We start from the raw sequence: 22,704 nt of genomic DNA, 5'->3' as shown, positions 1-22,704 counted from the left end.
TGAACAATATCGCTCCATGTGCGGCAAGAATAAGCTTCCCGTATCGGGAAGCTTATTTCAATTGCTTGAGCAGTTGGCTGATCCAGCCCTGCGATACGCCGATCATATGACCCCATTCGGTTTGCGAAGCCGATGGATACTGTTTCATCACCGAAGCCAGGAGGAGCCGCGTGTCCTTATTCCGTTTTCGCTTCATTCCAGCCAGCGGTTCATTGTTCCCGGGCAACGTCTTTAAACAGGCCCAGCAGATAAACCGTCCGCGAAAAAAGACAAGCCGCTCCGTGGAGGAACAAAAAATGCATTCCTCCGCTCGGTACTTCCGGATCAGCACCTGCTTTTTTTCGTCATCGACAAAAAATTCAATTGCATCACCAAATCCTATACTCAAAGTTCGCTGTAGTTCAATCGGCAGATTAAGACGTCCCAGATGGTCCACATGTCGGACGATGCCCGTTTTTCTCATATTCCCAAACTCCCATAACTAGAATAAGCTTATCCATTGCAAATTCTGCTATAATAAGGATAAAAATACCATCGTCAGCTTTCGGAGTTCCTTTCCGTTATAGAAGTGAAGGATACCCCTTCTTCACCATCTCATCAATCCGTACATCATCCATCAAGACACGATTCCTATTACATATAACGATCTATCAAGAACAAACTTGACAAAAAAAATCCGCAAAAAAAGAAAAAAATATACAAAATGCTCGGTTTAACAATTGCATATAAGAGAATGGTGTTGGAGGAATATAAATGGAGCAATGGCTCACGTTCTTACGCAACGATTTCCATCACCTGGACAACTCATCTCAAGAATTGATCTATCATTCTTTTCGGGAACTGATCTATCACGACATATACTTTCTGTTCAGGGATCATGCCTTAGCTGAAGATGTAGTACAAGAATCATTCTTAAAAGTAATAGAAAAAGCGTCAAAGCTGAAAAATACTTCAAATATGAAAGCTTGGCTCAAGAAAGTCGCCCGGAACACGGCTTACGATAGTTTTAAAAAAAACAAAAAATATCGGCATGTATCCGACCTGCAGCTCGTTAAAGACAATGAACACTTTTCTCCAACCGAAGAACGTACCATAGCTGATCAGGTGGAAGAAAAAATCCGGGACGAAATGCTCCATGAAGCCCTCAATCAGTTGAATATCAAATACCGGCATGTGCTGCTTTTGTTTTACATCGAAGAAAAATCATACCGTGAAATCGCACAGGAATTACAGATATCAGAACAAGCCCTCGCACAAATCCTAACGAGAGCCCGCAAGAAACTGTTTTATTATTTCTCAAGAAAATGGGTTGATCAAGATGCGTAATTTAAACCATGATGATCACAATCTGAAGGAAATGTTAAAACGCAACCATGCCGGCGTAGAAATCCCCAACGGCTCGGCATCCTGGCAGCAAGTGCAGCACAAGCTAAAAAAGATCGGCCGCCGTAAAATGTTGGTCCGACGCATGAAGCTCACCGCGGCGATTATCGCCTGTTCCTTTGTCATTAGCTTTTTTCTGAATAACGATCTCTCTACATCCTACGCGCAAATTGCCTCGCTGCTGAAAAAGGTTCAGGGCAATATTATTGAAATTTTTTATGAGGCTCCGCCGAGTCAGGAAGCGGCAAACGCGAAAACAACGGCGCCTCCGGAAGAAAAACGGCCTGTTTCGAATCGTCCCGGCAGCAGCTTCGCTCCCGAGAAAACCAGCCTGGAAGAAGCAAAAAATAAAATGGCCTTCCCTCTCTTGACTCCATCTTACGTACCTGAAAAATTCAGGTTAGATGCCGTGTTCATCACAAAGGAAGCGGACGGAGCGTATCATGATGCCTACTTTGAATACCTCAATGAAGATGGAGAGCTGTTAAAGATCAGTCAACGAAAAATCGAAGGGAAAACGGGGGCGATTAAAACGGACATTCATAGCGATTCGGGGGAATTTTTTGACGTTTTTGTGGGAGAACATCCGGCGGTCTTATTCGTGGATCGTAATGGCGGCATAACCAGCTTGGAATGGCTGACGAAAGACCGAATTAAAATCTATATCTCCGGTCCCATCGCCAAAGAGGACATTCTAAAGATTGGAGCATCATTGCAGTGAATAGCGAACAAGGGGGTAGAACCCCCCTATTCGCTTATTTTTTTTAATCCGGAATGAGCAAAACGGAGGAATAACGAGAACCATCTTCATTTGTACTACCGTAAGTAATCCAATGGAACGATTTCACCCGATAATAATAGCCGCTCGAAACGGACAAATTGTCGATGGTCGTATTCGTCCGCGATGAATTGCTCATTTCCGTTTTGTCTCCTGTGTACACGTCAATCCATTCGCTTCCCGTCCAACGCTGTAAAACCAACTGTAACCCGACTGTATTCACTCTGCGAGTCGCAATCGTTTCCCCCCATGTACTTGCCTTCCCTTCCCCGCTATAACTTATGTAAGCGTTACCGTTTTCGAGGTATTTATGATTGGGGTCAAACCGGGTAAATAGAATGCCAACTTCCGGCGGTGGCGGTGTTTTAGCCGCCATAGCTTGTCCGGGAATGGCAAGGGCAATCGCAAGTACAGCCATGATTACCGTTTTTGCAGCCAATGCTCTCAAAATTAATTCCCCCTAAAATTCGATTCATTATCCTTAACGCCTTATCTATCCAAAATCTAACGTTTTATTTTCAAACCTGTTGGCTTCAACAATCATTCGGCGGGCGCGAAGCTAAGCGAGCATTTATGGTATAATCAGTTAACAATCTGCATATCCATGCGAAAATGGAGAGAGGTCTATGAATAGCATCCGGCTCCGCGGCCATCATTTACTTTGCCTGCTCGGGTACCGTGGAATGGGGTACTCCGATTCGTTTTGCGACAATATGACGGTCGTATACGAATCGCTCCGGAAGCAGCCGGACACCCGAATCGAGCTTGTCGAAGGGCCCGACGACATCTGCAGCGCGTATCCCAAGGACCAGCCCCCGCATTGCGACGACCATAACGTAGACGACCGGGACGCCCGCGTGCTGGACAAGCTTGGACTGCATACCGGGACCGCGATGACGTGGGCGGACATCTGCGCCGCCGTCTCCGCGACCATGCGTCCGGACGACATCGGCCTGCTGTGCGCGACCTGTCCTTGGGAGCGTTACGGCGTCTGCAAGGACGGGGTCCGCCTGATCCGCAGCGGTGAGCCGCTGCCCCCGGTCGCCAGTCGGTAACCGACACGGCCGCAGAGGCAGATAAAATCGATATAGGGAAACTGGCCCTTTAACTTCCCGGCCATTCCGAGGTATGATAAAGAGACGGACTTTTACAGGCAAGGATGGTTGGAGCGGAAATGAAAGTCGGCTTGGTTCGGCACGCCGGAGAACGGCAAGCTGTATTTGTTCGAAAATTAACGCGAAAGGTGAGTGCCATGGCGAAGAAAAACAAGCCGGCGGCTCCTTCGAGCGCCGCTTCCCAAGACAAACCCGCTACGCTGAAGGATTTGTTGAATCCGGACGTCGTCAACAAGCTGAAAGCGCAGGCGGATCAAATGAAGGCCGAAGCTGAGATTCAACGCGAGGAAGCCAGAAAGCAGGCGGAAGCGGCCCGCAAGGCCGAGCAGAAGCGGCTGGACAACGACTTCGAGTATTTGCTGAACAACAGCGGCACGGACTGGAAGAAGTATAAGTAAGCGGTAAGAACGATAAAACCTCCAAAATCACGGTCAGACGTGATCCTGGAGGTTTTATTTTGTCCTGTGGAGAACTTGAATTCGGCATATTACTCCGGCAGCCTTACAGGAGATGGACCAGCCAAGGGATAACGACCAGCGCCAGAAGCGCGGTCACGAGCATGGAAATGCTCGACACCGTACCGGAGACGGCGCCGAACTCGAACGCCGTCGTCGTCCCGGCCGTATGAGCGCTCGTTCCGAGCAGCACGCCCTGCGCTACCCCGCTGCGGATGCGGAACAGCCGGATAAGCATCGGTCCGACGACCGTGCCGAGCAAGCCCGTGACCAGCACGAACAGCGCCGTCATCGCGGGGATGCCCCCGATCATATCCGTGATGGCGATGGCAATCGGCGTTGTCGTGGAACGCAGCACCAGACCGTCGATGATCTTCACGTCGAGGTGCAGCCCCTTGGCGATCCACACCGAAGTCGCGATTCCCGCCGCGGAGCCGACCAGCACGCTGGCCATAATTTCCACGGCATGTTTGCGCAGCAGCGCCATATTTTTATAGAGCGGCACGGCCAAGGCAATTGTCGCGGGTCCGATCATATCCGTAAGCCAATGCGCCCCGGCGTTGTAAGTTTCGTAAGGAATGTCCCCTTGCACCAGCAGGACGATGACAACCGCCGGTGTCAGCAGCAGCGGCGACAGGTAGATTTTAGCTCTCCTGCGGTACAAGCTTTTTATGCCATAATAAACGGCTATGGTGAAGAGCAGCAAGCCAAGCGACAGCCAGGTCATGATGGGGTCCGCTCCTTCCGCTTCACAATCGCTTGCGCCATAAGCCCTGCCGAGAGCATGACGACGACAAGGCTGCACACCAGCACGAGCATAATCGGCAAGCCGTAATCCCGCAGCAGCGCCTGATATTGAACCATCCCGACCGCCGCAGGGATGAAGAACAGCAGCATTTCCGCCAAAAGCCACTTGGCTCCCAGATCGATCCATTCGATCCGGATAATTTTCAGTTGAAGCAGCACAAAGACCAGAACGATTCCAAGAATGCTCCCCGGAACCGGCAAATGAAGCAGAGCCGCCAGCCCACTCAACAGCCGCGAAACGAGGACAAAAAAGAGCACCTGCCCCAAAGTTTTCACAAAAGCCGCCATAATGCACAGCTCCTTTCCATCCAAAGTTTACACCCCTTTTTTTCATAGGTAAAATGAATATATCGAATTTCTTTCATTCCTATTGTCTATGTAAAGGAGGTGTCCGCGCATCGATATCCGGCAGTTGGAGTATGTGCTGGAGATCATCCGCCGCAGCGGCTTTACCAAAGCGGCCGAGGCGCTGCACATTTCTCAGCCCACCATCAGCAAAGCAATCAAAAATCTGGAAGAGGAGCTGGGCGTCCCGCTCTTTGTCCGCTCCGGCAAAACGCTTGAGCTGACCGACGCCGGCCAGCTTATTGCCGATCAGGCGCAGGATATCGTCCGTTCGTTCAAGCATTTGGAGCTGCAGCTCGGCGATTTGACGAATTTCAAAAAAGGGCATATCCGGATCGGACTGCCGCCGATGGTGGGCGCGAGGTTTTTCCCCGGCATTTTGAGCCGGTTTCGCGACACGTATCCGGGGCTGACCATCCAGTTGGAGGAGGACGGCTCAGTCAAGCTGGCGGAAAAGGTGGAGGACGGCACACTGGACGTCGGCGTGGTGCTTTTGCCGGTGGACGAGGAAGTCTTCGAATCGTACTCGTTCGTAAACGAACGCTTGCGGGCCGTGCTCCCTCCTTCCCATCCGTTGGCGGGCAGGAAGGAAGTCCGGCTGGCCGAGCTGCGGGACGAGGCTTTCATTTTGTTCCGGGAAGACTTTGCGCTGCACGAGCGGATTATCGAGGCTTGCGACGGCGTCGGATTCCGGCCCCGAATCTGGTACGAAAGCTCGCAGTGGGATTTTATCTATGAAATGGTCGCCGCGGGGATGGGCGTCGCCCTGCTGCCCGAAAGCATCTGCGGCATGCTCGACCCGAACCGCGTCGCCACGGTCACGCTGACCGATCCGGCCATTCCATGGCATCTGGGCATGATTTGGCGGAAGGACCGCTATCTGTCGTTTGCCGCACGGGAGTGGGTCCGCTTCTCGAAGGCGCATTTGACGAACCAAGGCAGACCGTCGCTTTAAATCCATTTTCGGAAGGGGTACGTAAATATGGAACGATTTCGTGCACTCGTTGTGGACAAAACGGAGAATCCGTTTTCGGTAGGCGTACAATCGCTCAGCTTGGACGATTTGTCGGAAGGCGAGGTGCTCATTCGGGTCGCCTACTCCGGCGTCAATTACAAAGACGGCTTGGCGGCTAGTCCGAAGGGCCGGGTGGTCCGCAGTTATCCGATCGTGCCGGGGATCGATCTCGCCGGGACGGTAGCCGCTTCGACCGATCCGCGGTTTCGCGAAGGCGACGAGGTGCTGGCGACAAGCTATGAGCTTGGCGTCGGGCATTCCGGCGGGTTTAGCGAATATGCGAGAGTTCCCGCCGATTGGGTGATCCCCCTGCCGAAAGGATTGTCCCATCGCGAGGCGATGATTCTCGGCACGTCGGGACTGACGGCGGCGCTGTCGGTCCACCGCATGGAAGAGAACGGCTTGCGCCCCGAGAACGGCCCCGTGCTCGTCACCGGAGCGACCGGCGGCGTCGGAAGCCACGCCGTCTCGATGCTGGCGGCATCGGGGTACGAGGTCACGGCCAGCACGGGGAAAGCGCAGGAGCATGACTACCTGCGCGAGCTGGGAGCCAGTTCGATCCTCCGCCGGGAAGAGCTGTACCCGGACGCGGTCAAGCCCTTGACCAAGGAACAGTGGGCGGGCGCCGTCGATCCGGTGGGCGGGGCTGCGCTGCCTCATATTCTTAGCGCCATCCACCGCGGCGGCTCCGTGGCGCTTAGCGGACTGACCGGCGGCACCGAGTTTACGGCGGCCGTGTTCCCGTTCATTCTCCGCGGTGTGAACCTGCTCGGCATCGATTCCGCCTACTGCCCGCTTCCGCTCCGGCAGCGGCTCTGGGAACGAATGGCATCGGATCTGAAGCCGCCGCAGCTTGAAGCGATGGTCCATGCGGAAACGACGCTCAACGAGCTGCCGTCCGCTTTGCAGCGGATTCTGCAAAGCGGCGTCCGCGGGAAGGTTGTTGTGAAGCTGAAATAAGTGCTCCGCTTGCAGGGTTGCGTTGGGAAGGCGACAATGCGGTGAGCAATCAAACTGATACTATTTACCCTATATTTTTCAACGATTTTATCGTGTAGGTGATTCCCGAACAAGAAGTCAAGGTGGAACAGGACTGGGACTGTCTTTATGTAAATGGATTGTAGAGGTTCACAAAGGAACGATTGAGGTTCGTAGTAAGCCTCATCATGGAACCACAGTGATTTTGAGCCTCCGACACGGCTAAAGCCGTGTGTTGTGCAAGCTCGTCCGTCCCATCATGCCTTCTATGTGATTTCTGTTCTCAGACCGAGGGTTTGCCTCCGGCTTCCTTCAGATTCCACCTCGCGATGGACACCCTTGCCCTTGGCTAACAGTTCCTACTGCCAAGCCTGTAGCGGACTTTCACCGACTAGGTAATCGCCATGCGTGGCGCAAAACAAAGCCCGACCGGATTGACCCGGTCGGGCTTTGTTTGTACGGCTTGCACGGACGCTGGGTTGTCGTGCTGTCTGCCGCTTATCCGGCAGCAGGAAGCTTAACCTTCTGCCCGGGGAAAATCAGATTCGGGTCCTTGAACTTATTCAGCTCTTGCAGCTTCTGCCAAGTCGTGTTATGTTTCTTGCCGATTTTCCACAACGTATCGCCAGACTTCACGATGTACACCCCGCCGTCCGTTGCCACTGGAGCCGCCGGAGCAGGCTTTGCTGCTTCCGGTGCTGGTGCAGGCGCGGTCGGCGCAGGAACGGCCGGTGCTGGCACTGGCGTTGGTTTGGACGTCTGTCCGGCCGGAGTAGCCGGAGGTGCCGGAGTAGCCGGTACTGTTGGCGCCGGTGTCGTCACCGTGCCGGATGCTTGTTTGACCGCAACGCGGTTTTCGACCTGCGGGTTTACTTCGCCCTTCTTCTGGAAGTACTTGATCAGCGATTCCTCCAGGGAAGAATAGTCGCCTGCGAGCGGATAGTCCTTGAACATCTTGTAATCGTCCCCGCCTGCGGCTATAAAGTCGTTCGTCGCAAGCAGATACGTTTTGTTCGGGTCGATCAGTTGGCCTTTCACTTTGACCCCGGATACCCGTTTGCCTTTCGGCTGCGCGGGGTCGAGCTCGAAGGTAACACCGCCGACTTGCGGGAATGCACCCAGCGAGTCCGGATAAGCGGATACGCCGTGCTCAAGAGCGGCTACGATGTCGGAGCCCTTCACTTTTTTCGTCTGAATGTAGTTGCCGAACGGCAGTACGGTAATGACGTGCCCCTTCGTAATCGGGCCTACGCCGATCGAATCGCGGATTCCCCCGCCGTTAATGATGGCAACGTCGGCCCCTGTCTCGTCGATCATCGCGTCGGCAATCAGGTTGCCGAGGTTCGACTCGCCCTTGCGTACAACTTCGCGGTCCCCGACCAGCTTAACGGAGGTGGAGCCGACTTTTTGCTGAAGTACTTTCTCCTGCTCTTTTTTCACGGAACGAATGATTTCCAGAACAGCCGCGTCGCCCGGTGTCTTGTCTTCATCGGCGGCTTTTTTCGTGATCAGGCCGGACACCTTGTCCTTCAGCTTCCCGTTCTCGAACGTCAGGTCGACGCGTCCGAATTGCTTAAGGTACTCGCCGGTCTGGGCGATCAGCACGTTGCCGACCTTCATGCCCGTATCCAGCTTCGTATGGCTGTGTCCGTCGATGATGACGTCGATGTCCGGCACCTGCTCGGCCACCTTGATGCTCGTGTCGATGCTAGACTTGTCGACTCCGAGATGCGTCAGCGCAATAATGGCGTCGACTTTGCCTTTCAGCTCGCCTACAATCGCCTTCGCTTCGACGGCAGGGTCCGTGAACTTGAGGCCCGCGACGTTATTCGGATGCGTTTTATAAGCGGTTTCAGGCGTGGTCAAACCGAAAATGCCCAGCTTGATGCCGTCCACTTCCTTAATCTCGTAAGGCTTCAAAAGGCGGGTGCCGTCCGCTTTTTTTGTGTTGGCGCTCAGCACCGGAAATTTGGCTTTGCCCGCCAGTTCGACAAGCCGCTCGTAGCCGTAGTTGAAATCGTGGTTGCCCGCGGCCATCGCATTGTATCCTACGGCATTCATAATGCTGACGATGCTTTCGCCGCGAACGAGATTCGCAACCGTTTGCCCGTGGAACGTATCGCCGGCATCCAGCACGAGCGAATTCGGATTCGTTTTCGCATACTCCTTGAGGAGCGCGGCCATTTTGGCGAAGCCGATTCCTTCCTTGCTCTCGTCGACGCGGGAATGTGTGTCGTTCGTGTGGAAAAGCGTAATTTTCGTCGTGCCCTTCTTGCCGCCGGCGTCCGCTGCCGACGTTTCCGCCGCTGCCGGGGCTGCCGCCGATACGAGCATGAGCGCAGCCAGCGCGGGGGACATCCATTTTTTCCAACTCTTCATTCGAAGCTTCTCCTCCCAATTGAAACAGTTTGGCGTATCCCTTTTAGTTTAGCACAGATCAAGTAAATGGAAATTACACCCTGTATAAATTTTTCGTAAATTTAAACGGTTGAATGCGGACTTTAAAACGAGGTTGAGTTTTTTCAACTGGTATCATACAATGAAAATGCTTAATTTTGGCAAGAAGGGGAGCGCAGTGCATGTTTCGATGGTTGGTAAAAGTGTTGCTCGCGGGCTGCGTCGCAATCGGGGTTATCGCGGGTTCGGTCTATCAATGGGGCAGCTATCCGTATGCGGATCAGGTTGCGGTGCTGGCCTATCATCATTTGGACGATACGGATAAGAGCAACGTCACGATCACGCCGGAGTTGTTCCGCAAGCAAGTCAGCTTCTTGAAGGAAAAAGGATACCGGTTTCTGACGCTATCGGAATTCCGCGATTTCATGAACGGCAAGGATGTGCCCCGGCAATCGGTGCTGATTACGTTCGACGACGGCTACGAAAGCTTCTATACGCAGGCCTACCCTGTGCTCAAGGAGCTGGGCATACCGGCGGTCAATTTTGTCGTGACCAAGGATTTGGCCGAGCCGAAGACGCCTATACTTACGACTTTATCCGAGGAGCAAATCCGGCAGATGACCTCGGAAACGGACTTTATCGATTTTCAATGTCATTCGCACGATCTGCACCAAAAAGTGGATGGCAATCCGCTGCTCACCACCCTGCTGCCTACGGAGGGCCGAATTGAAACGGCGGCCGAATACGGCGGCCGGATTCTGAAAGACACCCGTGCTTGCGTCAGCCGGCTCCATGCCCTTCATTCGCAGGCAGTGGACATGTACGCCTACCCTTACGGCATGTACGACAGGCAGGCATCGGATCTGGTCGGGCAGGCCGGGATTCGCTATGCTTTTACGGTGAAAAGCGGCATGGTGACGCGAAAGGATGACGTGATGCAAATTCCGCGCATCAATGCCGGGAATCCGAGCATTACGCCGGAAAAGCTGCACCGCACGATCATGCGCCGCGCCGTGAAGGCGCACTTCTCTGGCTGAGCGGCAAAGAATGGGCAGATTGGTTTTAGCGGCGAGAGCTCGGCGTCCCGGCTCCACCGCTTTCCTGGCGGCCGTCGAACCACAGCTTAACGGTAATCGACCCAGCCGAGCGAGCTGATCGAGACGTCCCGCAGTCTTGGCGGGTACGAGGCGGACTGCCGCCAGCGATACCACAGGATGACGGCTCGCTCCCGCAGGAGCGTTTCTTCCAGTTGGCCGAGCCGTTCTAACCGGCGGGCGCGGGAAGGCTCCCCGGGAGGTTCGGCGCACAAACGGTCAGTTATTTCTCGCAGCTCCGGAGGCAAGCAGCGCCTCACGGGGCGTGCGGTTCAAGCGCAAGATGTTAAAACAGCTCCTCGTTTAGAACGAAATCTCTCAATGGCGGCGGCAGCAAGATTAGTACAGCAAAAATCAAATGAAAGGAGAATTTTTTTGGAAGAATGACAGTTAAACTCGTTTATAATCTCTGTGACTCCGATGGCAATGATATTCCTAATACGGATATTTTAGTAGATAAAAATTATACAAGTACCAATAAAACAATAAGTTGGTCAAATGTACCTCAGGGAACATACAAAGTAAAAATTACAAATACACATGAATCAGTTGATGCAAAAGGTAATGGATATATTGATTCATCATAAAAAGGAGTTAGAAATTCCACCATGAAAAGTTCATCTGTTTCTCTTCTACTTCAAAGTATATGGCGAAATAACTATCGCGGAATAAGTCTTACTTACGGCTTAACTATTGTAGAAAACGTCTGTAGTCTTCTATACGCTGCAGCTACAGGATTTGCGATTGATGGTTTACTAAAGGGAAATCCCACTAGTCTAATACCGCTTATTTTGTTATCGTGTATTCATTTAACTGTAGGGCTTTTTAGGCATGTTTACGATACCAAGGTGTTCGTTGGTATCTATTCTCGAGTTGCAAGTGATATGGTTGCTCGTCAACGACAAAAAGGAATAGAAGGAACTCGAATTATTGGACGGGTTTCATTGTCTCGAGAATTAGTAGATTTTTTTCAGATGGAGCTACCGGCAGTTGCTTCAACGGTCATACAGTTTGTAGGAGCAACTTTAATGCTATTTATTTATGATCCACTTATCGGAGTGTTTGCACTGATCGCAATGATCCCAATAACACTAATGAATCGATGGTTTGGAAAACGATCTTATCGTCTTAATAGAGCTCTAAATGATAGGATCGAAAAGGAGGCGGATATTATCGTCAACAGTTCCCTCAAAGCCATTGTACGTCACTTTTTTCATTTAAAATTCTGGCGCGTCAAAATCTCTAATGCTGAAGCAGGGACTTGGGGGTTGGTGGAGATAGTAGTAATTGTCTTAACTATCGCTACTCTCCTTCGATTTAGTGATTCTGGTGCAGCTACTGCTGGTACCATCTATGCAGTCCTATCCTATGTAAGGATGTTTCAAGGATCGGTGAATGAACTACCTATAATCGTTCAAAATGTTTCACGCGTGTATGATATAGGTGAACGTGTTTCAGGAGATGTTAACTAGAGAGATGGTGAGCAGCCATATGAATCGGAAACTAAGGATGTCAACGACAATACAAAAGCAATAAAAAGAGATTATGGGTTCTTCGTAAAACGGTAAGCCAATGTTGGATGCATCTCGGCTTATGGTAGCCGAGATTTTTTTCTCCTGATTTTCCACCTTGAGCGGCGATTTTGATTTCATGGAACAATGCAAAAAAACGGCTCTTGTTCGCATCCTTGCGGCAAGGGCCTATCTTTATTTTCTCCGGATTTCTCGGGCACCAAATTTCTGCTCCCTTACTCCGCCGCAGCCGGGATCGGCCGCCGCATCATCTCGTGCCGCTCGAAACCGTACTGCTCATACAGCCCATGCGCGTCTCTGGTGCCAAGCACCATCCGGATATCCCGCAACGCCGGATGCTCCACCAGAAACTGCACCAGCGACTTGCCGAGTCCTTGCCCCCGGTGATCGGGATGCACGATAACGTCGCAGACCCAAGAGAATGTGGCGTAGTCCGTCACCACCCGCATGAAACCTACCTGCGTCTCCCCATGGTAACGAGACGATGAAAGCGAACGGCGTCACCTTCGAGGGCGAGCTGCAAAAAATGCAGTGGGGCGCCTTCGCCACCTTCCTCGACGAGGACGGCAATTCGTTCTTGATCAAAGGCTAGAAAAAAAGAGACCGCCCTAACGCCGAAGCGCTTGGGCGGTTTTACTGTCTAAGGCATGCCCGGAACCGTGCGGACCGCCGCCGGCTCTCTTTTCCCCGCCGCATACTCCGCTACGACCGGGTCCGAATTCAGCCTCCCGCTCACCGCCTTGATCACGAACCGATACGATGGGGACGGGTTCTTTGTCGCTACGGTATAGCTATAGGTGGTCGTTCCGTCGGCATGACGGACTTTGGCCGTCCAATTCGGGCCCAATGCGTCATTCTGCTCGTAAATACGATAGCCCTCCACGGCCGGTCCCGTGCCCGGAGCGGTCCAAGTCAGCTTGACTTTCCCGTCCGCCGTCAGCGTCGCTTTCGCGTTTTCCACCTTGTTTGGCTTCGCGGTGGTTTTCTTAATGTTATAAGCGTCGTATCGTTCCGTGCTTCCGCCCTTCGTGGTCGTATAAGCTTGGAAAGTCAGCGTATCGTCCTGAACGGTTACCCCGGTGAACATTTGCTTTTTCGGTTGGCCGGATACGGCCGCGTACGGGAAACCCTGAGCTTTGGGCTTGTAAAATTTAGGGCCTGCCGTATTGCCTACGAAATAGACCGTCCCCTTCGGGTTCAGGACATGGCCTTCGCCGTCCTCCGTCACTTCTTGAGGCTGACCGGCGTACATTTGGTAGCTTCGGGTATACGTATGGTCGTGTCCCGACAGGACGGCGTCGATGCCCAGTTCATCGAACAGCGGCGCCAGATGCTCGCGGAAAAACTTGACGTCCCTGCTGCCGGAATGGCTGGCTACCGAATAAATCGACTTGTGGGACAGGACGATTTTCCACTTTTTATCCGTTTTGGCGACTTCGTTTCGAAGCCACTCTACCTGCTTCTTGAAAACGGGATCAGAGCTGCCCGAATACTGCGTGTTGAATACCATGAAATGGGCCGGACCGTAGTCAAAAGCATACACCGAGCCTTCCGGAGTGGCATCCGTTTGCGACTTGTTGGGCAAATGAAAGTGGTAGGCGAAGTTGTTGTAATTTTGAGTTTCATGGTTGCCCAGAATCGGCATCAGCGGAATGCGGGATAAAAGGTCCTTTGGTTCGTTGAGCAGCCACATCCACTGCTCTTCCACATCGCCGTTATCCACCAGATCGCCCGTATTGACGATAAATTTGGCGTCCGGGAATGTTTGAATCCCTTGCTGAACTGTGTTTTTCCAGATCGTGTAGTCGGCTTGCGTCTTGGCTTGGGAATCGGTCGTATACAGGAAGGTAAAACCGTTATCGCTTGCAGGCTCCGTCGTAAACGTGCCGATATCGCTCCAGTTGCCCGCCGTCCCGTCGCCCAGACGGTAAGCATAGGCGGTGCCGGGCTTCAAGCCGTCGGCGATGGCTTTGTGACTCGAAAAGCTCGTGGACATATCGTTGGATTTATCCGCCAGTGTCAAATAAACGCTGATCACTTGCGAAGCGCCTTGATACGTTTGGACTCCCGTGGGCGGAAACGAATTTCCGTTGAGCTTCGAGGCTTCGACGACTTGCACTTGGGTGCCGGTGATTTTGTCCGACGTGTACCAGGCGAACGCCATGCTTGTTTTCGGATCGTCATAATAAGTCAGCGCAATCGCCGTCGGCTTGCCGCTCCGCGGATTCCCGTCGCTGCCCGAATCGTCGGGATTGGCAACGAGCTTCATATCCCGGTACAGGTCGGAGCTGCCCGCGCTTCCCTGATGCACCTCGGCCGCGAGTACATTCGCGCCGTCGCGGAGCTTGCTTTTTAATGTAGCGGTCAGATCGGCCGTTACGGTGCGGGGATCGCTTTTCGATTCGGAAGCCCGCGTCGTGCCTGTAAGCAGCAATTGGAACACCAGAAGCAGAGACAATACTATCGGCCATCGTTTTCGCTTTAACCCTCTGTTCATCAACTTCACTCCAATCTTCATAAATTTAGTATTCAACCATCGATCAAATCAATTCGTTAGCTTTCCCTCCTCACTCAATAAAATACCGTCATATGGAAAACAAAACCATTGTAGCTTTCATTGTAAAAAATTTAAATAAAAGAAAAAAAGGGACTCTTCCTTACGCCTCAAGCCAAGCGTGCGGAATGTCCCCTTCCGGATCATGCGATATGCTATTGCGAAACGTTTTCGTCCGGTCAGCTAGTGCGCCAGCCGTCCTTCCCGGACGACGATTTTCCCGCCCTTGACGACCGTATCGACGTGGTTAATGCCAAAATGATACGGCACATACGCCAAATTGGCCGCGTCGAAAATGACCAGGTCGGCCTGCTTGCCCGGCTCCAGACTGCCGACCCGGTCGCCGCGCCCGATGGCGTGCGCCGCGTTGACGGTCACGGCCGTCAGCACTTCTTCCGGCGTCAGCCCGAGGTTCAGGCAGCCGAGCGTCATCACGAGCTGGATCGACTCCGTCGGCGAGCTGCCGGGGTTGTAGTCGGTCGATAGCGCGACGGCGAGACCGAGCTCGATCATGCGGCGCGCACGGGCATGCTGCTTCAGCCGCAGGTTGAACGAGGTCGCCGGCAGGCAGACGGCGATCACACCGGCATCGCGCATCGCCTCGAACCCGGCGTCGGTCGCGGCCAGCAGGTGCTCGGCCGAGATGCAGCCGAGCTTGCCCGCAAGCTCCGCGCCGCCGAGCGGCTCGATCTCGTCGGCGTGGATTTTCACGCCGAAGCCGAGCGCCTTGGCCGCCGCCAGAATCTCCTCGGATTCGGCGGGCGAGAACACGCCGTGCTCACAGAACACGTCGCAAAACTCGGCCAGTCCGAGGCGCTTCACTTCCGGCAGCATTTCGCGGATGACGAGCTTCACGTAATCGGCCGAGCGGCCCTTGTATTCCTCGGGCACCATGTGCGCGCCCATGAACGTCGAGACGAGCTCAACCGGATGCGCCTCGTTCAGCCGCTTCGTCACCCGAAGCTGCTTCATCTCGTCCTCCAGCGTGAGGCCGTAGCCACTCTTGGCTTCGCATGTCGTCACGCCCTGCAGCAGCAGCGTATCGAGGCTGCGCTTCGCCTTGGCGTACAGCTCATCCTCCGTCGCCGCCCGCGTGGCACGGACCGTGCTCAGAATCCCGCCGCCCTGCGCCAAGATTTCCAAATACGTCGCGCCCTGCAGCTTCATCGCCAGCTCGTGCTCGCGCGAGCCGCCGTGCACCAGATGCGTGTGCGGGTCGACCAGCCCCGGCGTCACCAACCGGCCGCCGGCATCAAGCTCCTGCATGACCGGCAGGCCCGCGATCTGCGCGCGCACGTCGGCTTCGGGGCCTGCGGCGACAACGACGCCATCGCGAATGGCTACGGCGCCTCCTTTTACAACAGGCACTTGGGCCATGCGGCTGCCTGTACGCGGTCCCGCTTCCCCGGCCATCGTGATCAGCTCGCCGATATGATGCACGAGCAAATCGATCCTTTGTTGCTCCATCTTCCATCACCTCAACAAAGTCGTCCGACCCGACGTCGTTCGGGGCCGGACGGAATATAGCGGCATGCGGCTCGCACGGTCCGCCGGTGTCTCGGCGGATGCGGCGAACCGCAGCCAGATTGCTTTATTCAACCGGCAATCGGCTGTCTCGAAACGCCAGCCACGCCTTCTTAAATGCCCAGCATCGGGACGCGGACGCCGCGTTCTTTGGCCGTCTGAATCGCCAGCTCGTAGCCCGCATCCGCATGACGAATAATCCCCATGCCCGGGTCCGTGTTCAGCACGCGGGACAACCGCTCTTCCGCTTCCTGGGTGCCGTCCGCAACGACCACCATACCGGCGTGAAGCGAGTACCCCATTCCGACGCCGCCGCCGTGGTGTACCGAGACCCAGCTTGCGCCGGACGCCGTGTTCACGAGCGCATTCAGGATCGCCCAATCCGCGACCACGTCGCTACCGTCCTTCATCGCTTCCGTCTCGCGGTTCGGCGAGGCGACGGAGCCGCAGTCGAGGTGGTCGCGGCCGATGACGATCGGCGCGGACAGCTCGCCGCTGCGTACCATTTCGTTGATCGCGAGCCCCATCTTCACGCGCTCGCCGTAGCCGAGCCAGCAGATCCGCGACGGCAAGCCTTGAAACGCCACTTTCTCCCGCGCCAGTTCGATCCAGCGGCGCAGGTGCTCGTTTTCCGGGAACAGCTTCAGCACAAGCTCGTCGGTCTTGTAGATGTCCTCCGGATCGCCGGACAGCGCGGCCCAGCGGAACGGCCCTTTGCCCTCGCAGAACAGCGGGCGGATATAAGCGGGTACAAAGCCCGGGAAGTTGAACGCGTCCTTCACGCCTTCGTCGAGAGCGACCTGACGGATGTTGTTGCCGTAGTCGAACACGATGGAGCCCAGCTTTTGCAGGTCGAGCATCGCCTGCACATGCGCCGCCATCGACCGCTTCGACAAGCGGACGTATTCCGCCGAGTGGCTCGTGCGCAGCTCCGACGCCGCTTCCAGTGAGTAGCCCGCAGGCACGTAGCCGTTCAGCGGATCATGCGCCGACGTCTGGTCGGTGACGAAATCCGGCACGATGCCGCGGCGCACGAATTCCGGGAAAACTTCCGCCGCGTTGCCGATCAGGCCGATCGAGAGCGGACGGCCCTGCTCCTGCGCTTCGCGGGCCAGCTTGAGCGCTTCGTCCAGATCGCGCACCATCACGTCGCAGTAGCGCGTATCGATCCGGCGCTGAATGCGCGTCGCGTCGACGTCAACCCCGATGACGACGCCTTCGTTCATCGTGACGGCCAGCGGCTGCGCCCCGCCCATGCCGCCGAGACCCGCAGTCAGCGTCAGCGTCCCGCGCAGCGTGCCGTTCGCATGCTGGCGCGCCGCTTCCGCGAACGTTTCGTACGTACCCTGCAGAATGCCCTGCGTGCCGATGTAAATCCAACTGCCCGCCGTCATTTGCCCGTACATCATCAGCCCTTTTTTGTCCAGCTCGTGGAACGTATCCCAGTTCGCAAACGCCGGCACGATCACGGAGTTGGAGATAAGCACGCGCGGCGCTTGGCTGTGGGTTTTGAACATGCCGACCGGCTTGCCGGACTGCACGAGCAGCGTTTCGTCCGCTTCGAGCTCCGTCAGGCACTCGACGATTTTGTCGTACGCTTCCCAGTTGCGGGCCGCCTTGCCGATCCCGCCGTAAACGACGAGGTCTTCCGGCCGCTCGGCCACCTCCGGGTCCAGGTTGTTCATCAGCATGCGCAGCACCGCTTCCTGCTGCCAGCCTTTGGCCGTCAGCTTCGTGCCTCGCGGCGCGCGAATCGTACGTTTATTTTCCATCGTGATCTCTCCCTTTAGGTTATTGATCAACCGCGTTTCATCGTGCCTGCCAGAAAGTTAAGAATAACGTGCAGCGCCGTGCGCACGGTTGCCCGGCGCGGGTCCTGCATCGGATCGACGCAGACGATATCGAAGCCCTTCACCTTCGGATGGCGGCCGAGCATGAATACCGCCTCCAGCAGCTGCCAGCTCGTCATCCCCGCGGGCACCATCGCCGGAACGCCCGGCGCGTAGGACTGATCGAGCACATCCATATCCACCGTGACATAGATCGCGTCGGTGCCGCTGCCGGCCACTTCAAGCGCCTGCACGACGAACTTCTCCACACCCTCCAGCGCGACCTGACGCGCCGTAACCTGCGTAATTCCCTGCTCCCGCGCATAGTCGCGGTACGGCTTCGAGTTCGCGAAGCTGTGCAGGCCGATCTGTGCGATATGCTTTCCTTCCACGGCGCCGGATTCGATCAGGCCGCGGATCGGCGTGCCGTTGGACGGTCCGCCGTCCTGCAGATTGCGCACGTCCATATGCGAATCAATCTGGACGATGCCGACCGGCCCGCCGATTTTGTTCCGGAACGCCTTGACGGACGGGCACGTGATCGAATGATCGCCCCCGGCGATGATCGGGAACAAATCCGGCAGCGCCTCGTACACATTCGTCAGCCCCTGCTCGATGTTCGCATGGCAGCGCAGCAGGTCGGTGACGTGCATTTGAATGTCGCCAAGGTCGCGGGCGTTCAGCTCCTGCAGATCGACGTCATGGTCGATGCTGTACGTCGTCACGTTCGCGAACAGCTCGCGCAGCGCATTCGGCGTCATCGACGCGGCGGACACGCTGATCGATGTCTTGGACAGCGGCACCCCGATGAAGCCGAAGTCGACCGGCGCTTCCCCGTCCCACGGCGTGAGCCACTGGGCTACCTTCGTCTCGAACCGGTCGCGCCAGTTCGACCGCCGCGCCAGCTCCGGCGGGTTTAACAGATCAATCGTTTTCACGCATAAGCCTCCTCTTTTGCCTTTACCGCGGATTCCGGCGTCTCCTGCCGCCGAAGAACCCGCCGCTTGCTTAACCTCCTATATGATTAACCGTCTGGTATGATTAGCCGACCTAATGGTTAATAGCCTCAATAAGCCGGCCTTCGGCCGCCATGATGATGCCTGTCCCCACAAGTTGATGCGTCGGCTGGCCGATGATGTCTTTGCCTTGATACAGAATGGAGCCATCGGGAGAGATGATCCTGAACGAAGTACGAACATTCCCGGGACACTTTTATCGTACTTGCAATCGCTTTCGAAAGCACTAGTGAATTTTGCGAAAGTTTAGCACAATTTTGCTGCGCGGTATTCGTTCGGGCTGCAGTGCAGATATCGTTTGAACATCCGGCAGAAGTAATTGGAATCCTGAAAACCGGCGAGCGCAGCGATCTCCTGTACCTGTTTATCGGTGTTTTCGAGGTAATAGACTGCTTTGTCAATCCGGAGCTTGTTTAAGTAGTCAACGAAGGTGCTGCCCGTTTCTTTGCGGAACAGGTGACTGAAATGGTAGGTGCTAAGGTAACAATATTGTGCTATTTCTTCGAGGGGAATCTTGCGCTGATGATGCTGCTTTATGTAGGCGATGGCCGTCCGGATCACCGGCGACACCTCCGCCGTCTGCGCTTCGCCGATCCGTGCGGTCAGCTTGCTCCAGTGCTCGCTGACTTTGGCCATGAACTTGTCGTAGCGGATCGTCATGTACAGGTCTTGAATAAACCGGGCGTTCTCTGACAAAATGCTCTGGGCATGGCCGCCGACATCGAGCGTCAGACGCGTCAGCTGCATAACGAGGTCGATGACCTCGGATTTGAACATATCGACATTTCCGCGATACGTCTGCTCCATGCGCTCCAGCAGCAGGTGCAAGTATGAAACCGCTCCGTTCACGTCGCCCAAACGAACGCGGGCCATTAACTCCGTCCGTTCGGCTTGCGAGAGAGTGTTGTGCGGCTGCTCGCCGTCCTGCTTTTGCTTTTCATATTGGAAAATGAGCCGGTTGCCCTGGAAGAAGCGGTCGATCATCGACTCCTTCGCTTCCTCGTACGAGTAGTGGAGCATGTACGGGTTATCATAAAAGGTGCCTATGCCGACGGAGACGGAAAAGCCCTGCGCGTCGGTCAGCTTCTGCACCCGCTTCGCCATGGCGAAAGCGGTCTTGGCGGGATCGGGATCGCGCCGGTCCTTCGCCCCCAGCTCGACGAGCAAAGCAAGCACGCCCTCGGCGACCCACACCCAGACGAACAGCGCTTGGATGCCCGCATGCAGAGCGTCGATCAGCTTCTGCCCGATAGCGACGCGCCACTGGATGGGCTGTCCGAGCGCAAGATCGGGATAGCGGTCCATCGAGACGACCATCGCCAGATTGGGCCGGAGGTACATATCGAACTCCGCCTGCATCTCCGCGAACGTCGCTTCGTGGACCAGCGTACCGGTGATCAGCAGGTGGGTAAACGTCGCTTGAGTCGGATTTTGCCTCATGGGAGCCTCCTCATGGTAATTTCAGTAAAAAAACCACATCCCGTCGTTCCGGGTATGCGCGATTCTGGTGCGGTCATTTTGTCTTTACTGCTGGCGTTATACCGCGATTCGTCCCACGATTGCGGCCAGTTCGTTCAACGACCGCAGCTTACCCCGTCTCTTCCGCTTCCACGGGCTTGAACCGGTTTTTGCCGAAAAAGACGTAGAACAACATCGAAACGACCGTATACACCACCGCTGTAATGACGAACGCGTAAACGTAGCCGTAGTAGCTGCCGTATTGAGCGACAAGTCCGGTACTGACCGGCGAAGCCAGAAACCAGCCCAGATTGAACACCGCTTCTCCGGAGCTGGAGGCAAGTCCGCGCATCGAGCGGTCGACGTATTTCATCTTGATCGTGTTGTAGAACGGATTGGCGGCATTCATTAAAGCCTGCCGGAACAAATACCCTCCGCTCGCGATCATCAGATTGGTCGAAAACGCCGTAATGAGCAGGAACGGGATCGAGCACAGTTGAAGCAAGATGACCGCTTTCGCTTCCCCAAGCCGCCGGGCGATGACCGGACCGATTAAGTACGCGAGCGCGGTCGCGCCCTGCCCCAAGGACACGATGACGCCGATCACCGATTTCGAGGCGCCGAAGCGATCTTCGAAATAGACGTTCAAGTAGGGCACCACCATACCTCCGGCCGTCGAGGTCATCAGCCCGAGCAGAACGAAGAGGCCGATCACTTGAAGCGACGTTTTATGATGCTGTACCGCATGCCGCCACGACAACTTTCCGCCGGACGGTCGTTCCTCCCGGGCCCCCTTCAGCATCAGGACGGGAATCAGCCCGAGCGCCGCGATGCCCACGCCCGTCAGCAAGGTCAGACGCAGGCTCTGGACGCCATCAAGACCGAAGGTGAACTGAAGCGTGTCGGTGAGAAACCCGCCGAAGACATTGCCGATAACGCTTGCAAACATGACGAGAGCCAGGTTCAAGCTGAACAAATGCACCCGCTGCGACGGGGTGGAATGGTTCGCCATGAACGGAATGACGGTCGCGGACACGACCGCCAGCGTCATTCCGCCCAAAAATGCGGAGACGAGCAGCCCCTGCTCGCCATCGATCAGCGAGCGGGCCGTTAGAGCCGCGATCACCAAAAAGCCCCCCGTCGTCACGAGCCGCTTCGGACCGAACCTGTCGTTCATGATTCCGGCCGGCACCAGCACGAGCGCTGCGGCCGCAGCCGCCATACCGACGATATGCCCGACCATCGTCTGGTCGTAGCCGAGCGCTTTGACATAGAGATTGTAGACGAGGCCGAACATCCCGAGCCCCAAATTCCATACGAAATTAAAGCAAAGAAACAACCGGAGATTCCGGCTGTATCCGAGAAACTGCATCTTCCATTCATATAATAAAACCGACATCGGCCACCCGTCCTTCGAAGTCATGCAGCGTTTGTACTCTAGTTTTAAGAGTAACCGATTCCGTCAATGATTTGAATCTCTTTTTTCCAACGGTCAAAAAAGATCCAGATTAAGAATAGCTCTACGAAATCGGAGCTATCCTTGGGAACTATTTCGATGCAAATCGCCGTGCGATCGCCACGCACAGTACGACACCGATATTTACTATAAAGATAAGCTTAACTTGCTGCGTCTTAGCATCATTCGGACCGATGAGCATGCTATTGAAGAGGGCATCCGCATCATTGCCGAAGAATTGGAGCGTGCCCAACCTACAAGCAGCTCCCCTAAGCCCTTCTTTCGGTTATGAGTAGAAAAGCTTTTGCAAAAAAAGCCTATTCGATAGTCTGATTCTCAAGGAAGGGCTGTTGTTTAATGCTCGTAGGGATCGTTAGTTCAATGAAACAGCGACAGTCCAGGACTATATTTTCTCGTCCATGGCTGTCGCTGTTTCGATTTCTGGGGGCATTTACTTGTCTATTCCTGTTCCGGATCGTTTCCTTAAGGAAAGGCTCTGTTATACGTCATTGTTGTTTTTGTTTATTAAGCTAACGGGCAGTTTAGTGTAATTCGATGGTTTTTGATATTCTTATTTCAAAAATGCAATAAATGAGGGTGGAATTTGCAATGAATAATGAAAAAATAAACAACAAAATTGTAGTATGCAATTATGTAGGGACATATGTAAATGCTTTGACACGAGGTAAGGAATATGAAGTATTAGTTGAAGATGAGGAAAAACAACAGGTAAAAATCGTAGGTGATAATCACCGAGCAAGATGGTTTAGGAGAAGCCTTTTCTTACCTGCTGGAAATAATGTAACCATAATGGTTTCATGGGAATTTGATAATGAAATAATCGACTCAAGTGAAAAATCGTTAGAACATATTGAGCTTACAGTAACTTTTAGCAACCAACAGAATCAGCTATTAAGTTCAACTAGACCGCTAAGCTAAAGTCTACCACTTTATTTTAAGGACAGCCT

The 22,704-nt window shown here is 54.6% G+C and carries 23 protein-coding genes and 1 pseudogene; 11 read left to right on the top strand and 13 right to left on the bottom strand.

Annotated elements, in window-relative coordinates:
• Nucleotides 1-52 precede the first annotated feature (52 nt).
• The gene (locus NLX71_RS07330) at nucleotides 53-463 is read right to left on the bottom strand and encodes an AbrB/MazE/SpoVT family DNA-binding domain-containing protein (RefSeq protein WP_254362832.1); all 411 of its coding nucleotides are present in this window, start codon (nucleotides 461-463) and stop codon (nucleotides 53-55) included.
• A 290-nt stretch (nucleotides 464-753) separates the two neighbouring features.
• Between NLX71_RS07330 and NLX71_RS07325 the strand changes: the two genes are divergently transcribed.
• Together NLX71_RS07325 and NLX71_RS07320 are read left to right on the top strand one after the other, a co-directional pair.
• Complete coding sequence (locus NLX71_RS07325) at nucleotides 754-1,326, top strand: RNA polymerase sigma factor (protein ID WP_254362831.1); 573 nt, start codon at nucleotides 754-756, stop codon at nucleotides 1,324-1,326.
• Nucleotides 1,319-2,104: a DUF4367 domain-containing protein gene (locus NLX71_RS07320; protein WP_254362830.1), complete on the top strand. Its 786-nt coding sequence runs from the start codon at nucleotides 1,319-1,321 to the stop codon at nucleotides 2,102-2,104. Before NLX71_RS07325 ends, NLX71_RS07320 begins: the two co-directional genes overlap by 8 nt.
• A 43-nt stretch (nucleotides 2,105-2,147) precedes the next feature.
• Here NLX71_RS07320 and NLX71_RS07315 read toward each other — a convergent pair whose 3' ends face one another.
• Nucleotides 2,148-2,609, bottom strand: a complete 462-nt coding sequence (locus NLX71_RS07315; protein WP_254362829.1) for a hypothetical protein — start codon at nucleotides 2,607-2,609, stop codon at nucleotides 2,148-2,150.
• 178 nt (nucleotides 2,610-2,787) lie between these two features.
• On the opposite strand from NLX71_RS07315, the gene NLX71_RS07310 reads away from it, so the two are divergent.
• The gene (locus NLX71_RS07310) at nucleotides 2,788-3,216 is read left to right on the top strand and encodes a DUF1284 domain-containing protein (protein ID WP_254362828.1); all 429 of its coding nucleotides are present in this window, start codon (nucleotides 2,788-2,790) and stop codon (nucleotides 3,214-3,216) included.
• Nucleotides 3,217-3,413: 197 nt separating this feature from the next.
• Nucleotides 3,414-3,674: a YqkE family protein gene (locus NLX71_RS07305; RefSeq protein WP_254362827.1), complete on the top strand. Its 261-nt coding sequence runs from the start codon at nucleotides 3,414-3,416 to the stop codon at nucleotides 3,672-3,674.
• A 103-nt stretch (nucleotides 3,675-3,777) separates the two neighbouring features.
• Here the strand turns inward: NLX71_RS07305 and NLX71_RS07300 are convergent, their stop codons facing one another.
• A complete protein-coding gene (locus NLX71_RS07300; protein ID WP_254362826.1) occupies nucleotides 3,778-4,458 on the bottom strand; it encodes an LrgB family protein in 681 nt (226 codons plus the stop codon).
• Entirely contained in the window at nucleotides 4,455-4,826 is a 372-nt protein-coding gene (locus NLX71_RS07295; protein WP_254362825.1) for a CidA/LrgA family holin-like protein, read from the bottom strand. Before NLX71_RS07295 ends, NLX71_RS07300 begins: the two co-directional genes overlap by 4 nt.
• Nucleotides 4,827-4,935: 109 nt before the next feature.
• Here NLX71_RS07295 and NLX71_RS07290 point away from each other — a divergent pair, with 109 nt between their 5' ends.
• From NLX71_RS07290 to NLX71_RS07280, 3 genes are all read left to right on the top strand, one after another.
• Complete coding sequence (locus NLX71_RS07290) at nucleotides 4,936-5,838, top strand: LysR family transcriptional regulator (RefSeq protein WP_254362903.1); 903 nt, start codon at nucleotides 4,936-4,938, stop codon at nucleotides 5,836-5,838.
• A gap of 27 nt (nucleotides 5,839-5,865) precedes the next feature.
• Nucleotides 5,866-6,858 carry an NADPH:quinone oxidoreductase family protein gene (locus NLX71_RS07285; RefSeq protein ID WP_254362824.1) on the top strand — a complete coding sequence of 331 codons (993 nt, stop codon included), beginning with the start codon at nucleotides 5,866-5,868 and terminating at the stop codon, nucleotides 6,856-6,858.
• Nucleotides 6,859-6,931: 73 nt separating this feature from the next.
• Nucleotides 6,932-7,102, top strand: coding sequence for an ATP-binding protein (locus tag NLX71_RS07280; protein WP_375377900.1), 171 nt, complete (start codon nucleotides 6,932-6,934; stop codon nucleotides 7,100-7,102).
• Nucleotides 7,103-7,374: 272 nt separating this feature from the next.
• Here NLX71_RS07280 and NLX71_RS07275 read toward each other — a convergent pair whose 3' ends face one another.
• Entirely contained in the window at nucleotides 7,375-9,255 is a 1,881-nt protein-coding gene (locus tag NLX71_RS07275; RefSeq protein WP_254362823.1) for a 5'-nucleotidase C-terminal domain-containing protein, read from the bottom strand.
• Nucleotides 9,256-9,455: 200 nt separating this feature from the next.
• Between NLX71_RS07275 and NLX71_RS07270 the strand changes: the two genes are divergently transcribed.
• The gene (locus NLX71_RS07270) at nucleotides 9,456-10,310 is read left to right on the top strand and encodes a polysaccharide deacetylase family protein (RefSeq protein ID WP_254362822.1); all 855 of its coding nucleotides are present in this window, start codon (nucleotides 9,456-9,458) and stop codon (nucleotides 10,308-10,310) included.
• Nucleotides 10,311-10,396: 86 nt separating this feature from the next.
• Here the strand turns inward: NLX71_RS07270 and NLX71_RS07265 are convergent, their stop codons facing one another.
• Complete coding sequence (locus NLX71_RS07265) at nucleotides 10,397-10,615, bottom strand: hypothetical protein (RefSeq protein ID WP_254362821.1); 219 nt, start codon at nucleotides 10,613-10,615, stop codon at nucleotides 10,397-10,399.
• Between the two features lie 135 nt (nucleotides 10,616-10,750).
• On the opposite strand from NLX71_RS07265, the gene NLX71_RS07260 reads away from it, so the two are divergent.
• Nucleotides 10,751-10,954: a hypothetical protein gene (locus NLX71_RS07260; RefSeq protein ID WP_254362820.1), complete on the top strand. Its 204-nt coding sequence runs from the start codon at nucleotides 10,751-10,753 to the stop codon at nucleotides 10,952-10,954.
• 21 nt (nucleotides 10,955-10,975) lie between these two features.
• The gene (locus NLX71_RS07255; RefSeq protein ID WP_254362819.1) at nucleotides 10,976-11,839 is read left to right on the top strand and encodes an ABC transporter six-transmembrane domain-containing protein; all 864 of its coding nucleotides are present in this window, start codon (nucleotides 10,976-10,978) and stop codon (nucleotides 11,837-11,839) included.
• A 275-nt stretch (nucleotides 11,840-12,114) separates the two neighbouring features.
• Here the strand turns inward: NLX71_RS07255 and NLX71_RS07250 are convergent.
• The 7 genes and pseudogenes from NLX71_RS07250 to NLX71_RS07215 all read right to left on the bottom strand — a co-directional run.
• Nucleotides 12,115-12,363 (bottom strand): annotated as a pseudogene (locus NLX71_RS07250) (GNAT family N-acetyltransferase); the annotation flags it as partial.
• A 176-nt stretch (nucleotides 12,364-12,539) separates the two neighbouring features.
• Entirely contained in the window at nucleotides 12,540-14,396 is a 1,857-nt protein-coding gene (locus NLX71_RS07240; RefSeq protein ID WP_254362817.1) for a purple acid phosphatase family protein, read from the bottom strand.
• Nucleotides 14,397-14,636: 240 nt separating this feature from the next.
• Nucleotides 14,637-15,920 (bottom strand): imidazolonepropionase, encoded by a 1,284-nt coding sequence (hutI, locus tag NLX71_RS07235; protein ID WP_254362816.1) that lies wholly within the window; start codon nucleotides 15,918-15,920, stop codon nucleotides 14,637-14,639.
• Between the two features lie 170 nt (nucleotides 15,921-16,090).
• Entirely contained in the window at nucleotides 16,091-17,749 is a 1,659-nt protein-coding gene (gene hutU / locus NLX71_RS07230) for a urocanate hydratase (RefSeq protein ID WP_254362815.1), read from the bottom strand.
• Between the two features lie 26 nt (nucleotides 17,750-17,775).
• Nucleotides 17,776-18,744 (bottom strand): agmatinase family protein, encoded by a 969-nt coding sequence (locus NLX71_RS07225; RefSeq protein ID WP_254362814.1) that lies wholly within the window; start codon nucleotides 18,742-18,744, stop codon nucleotides 17,776-17,778.
• Nucleotides 18,745-19,068: 324 nt separating this feature from the next.
• Complete coding sequence (locus NLX71_RS07220; RefSeq protein WP_254362813.1) at nucleotides 19,069-20,262, bottom strand: helix-turn-helix domain-containing protein; 1,194 nt, start codon at nucleotides 20,260-20,262, stop codon at nucleotides 19,069-19,071.
• Nucleotides 20,263-20,410: 148 nt separating this feature from the next.
• Nucleotides 20,411-21,679: an MFS transporter gene (locus NLX71_RS07215; protein ID WP_254362812.1), complete on the bottom strand. Its 1,269-nt coding sequence runs from the start codon at nucleotides 21,677-21,679 to the stop codon at nucleotides 20,411-20,413.
• A gap of 666 nt (nucleotides 21,680-22,345) precedes the next feature.
• On the opposite strand from NLX71_RS07215, the gene NLX71_RS07210 reads away from it, so the two are divergent.
• Entirely contained in the window at nucleotides 22,346-22,675 is a 330-nt protein-coding gene (locus tag NLX71_RS07210) for a hypothetical protein (protein WP_254362811.1), read from the top strand.
• Nucleotides 22,676-22,704 lie beyond the last annotated feature (29 nt).

This window comes from Paenibacillus sp. MZ04-78.2 (assembly GCF_024213375.1).
In the GTDB taxonomy this organism is placed as follows: Bacteria; Bacillota; Bacilli; order Paenibacillales; family NBRC-103111; genus Paenibacillus_G.
Note: the sequence above shows the minus strand (reverse complement) of the source record. Positions and strands in the feature narration are given on the sequence as shown.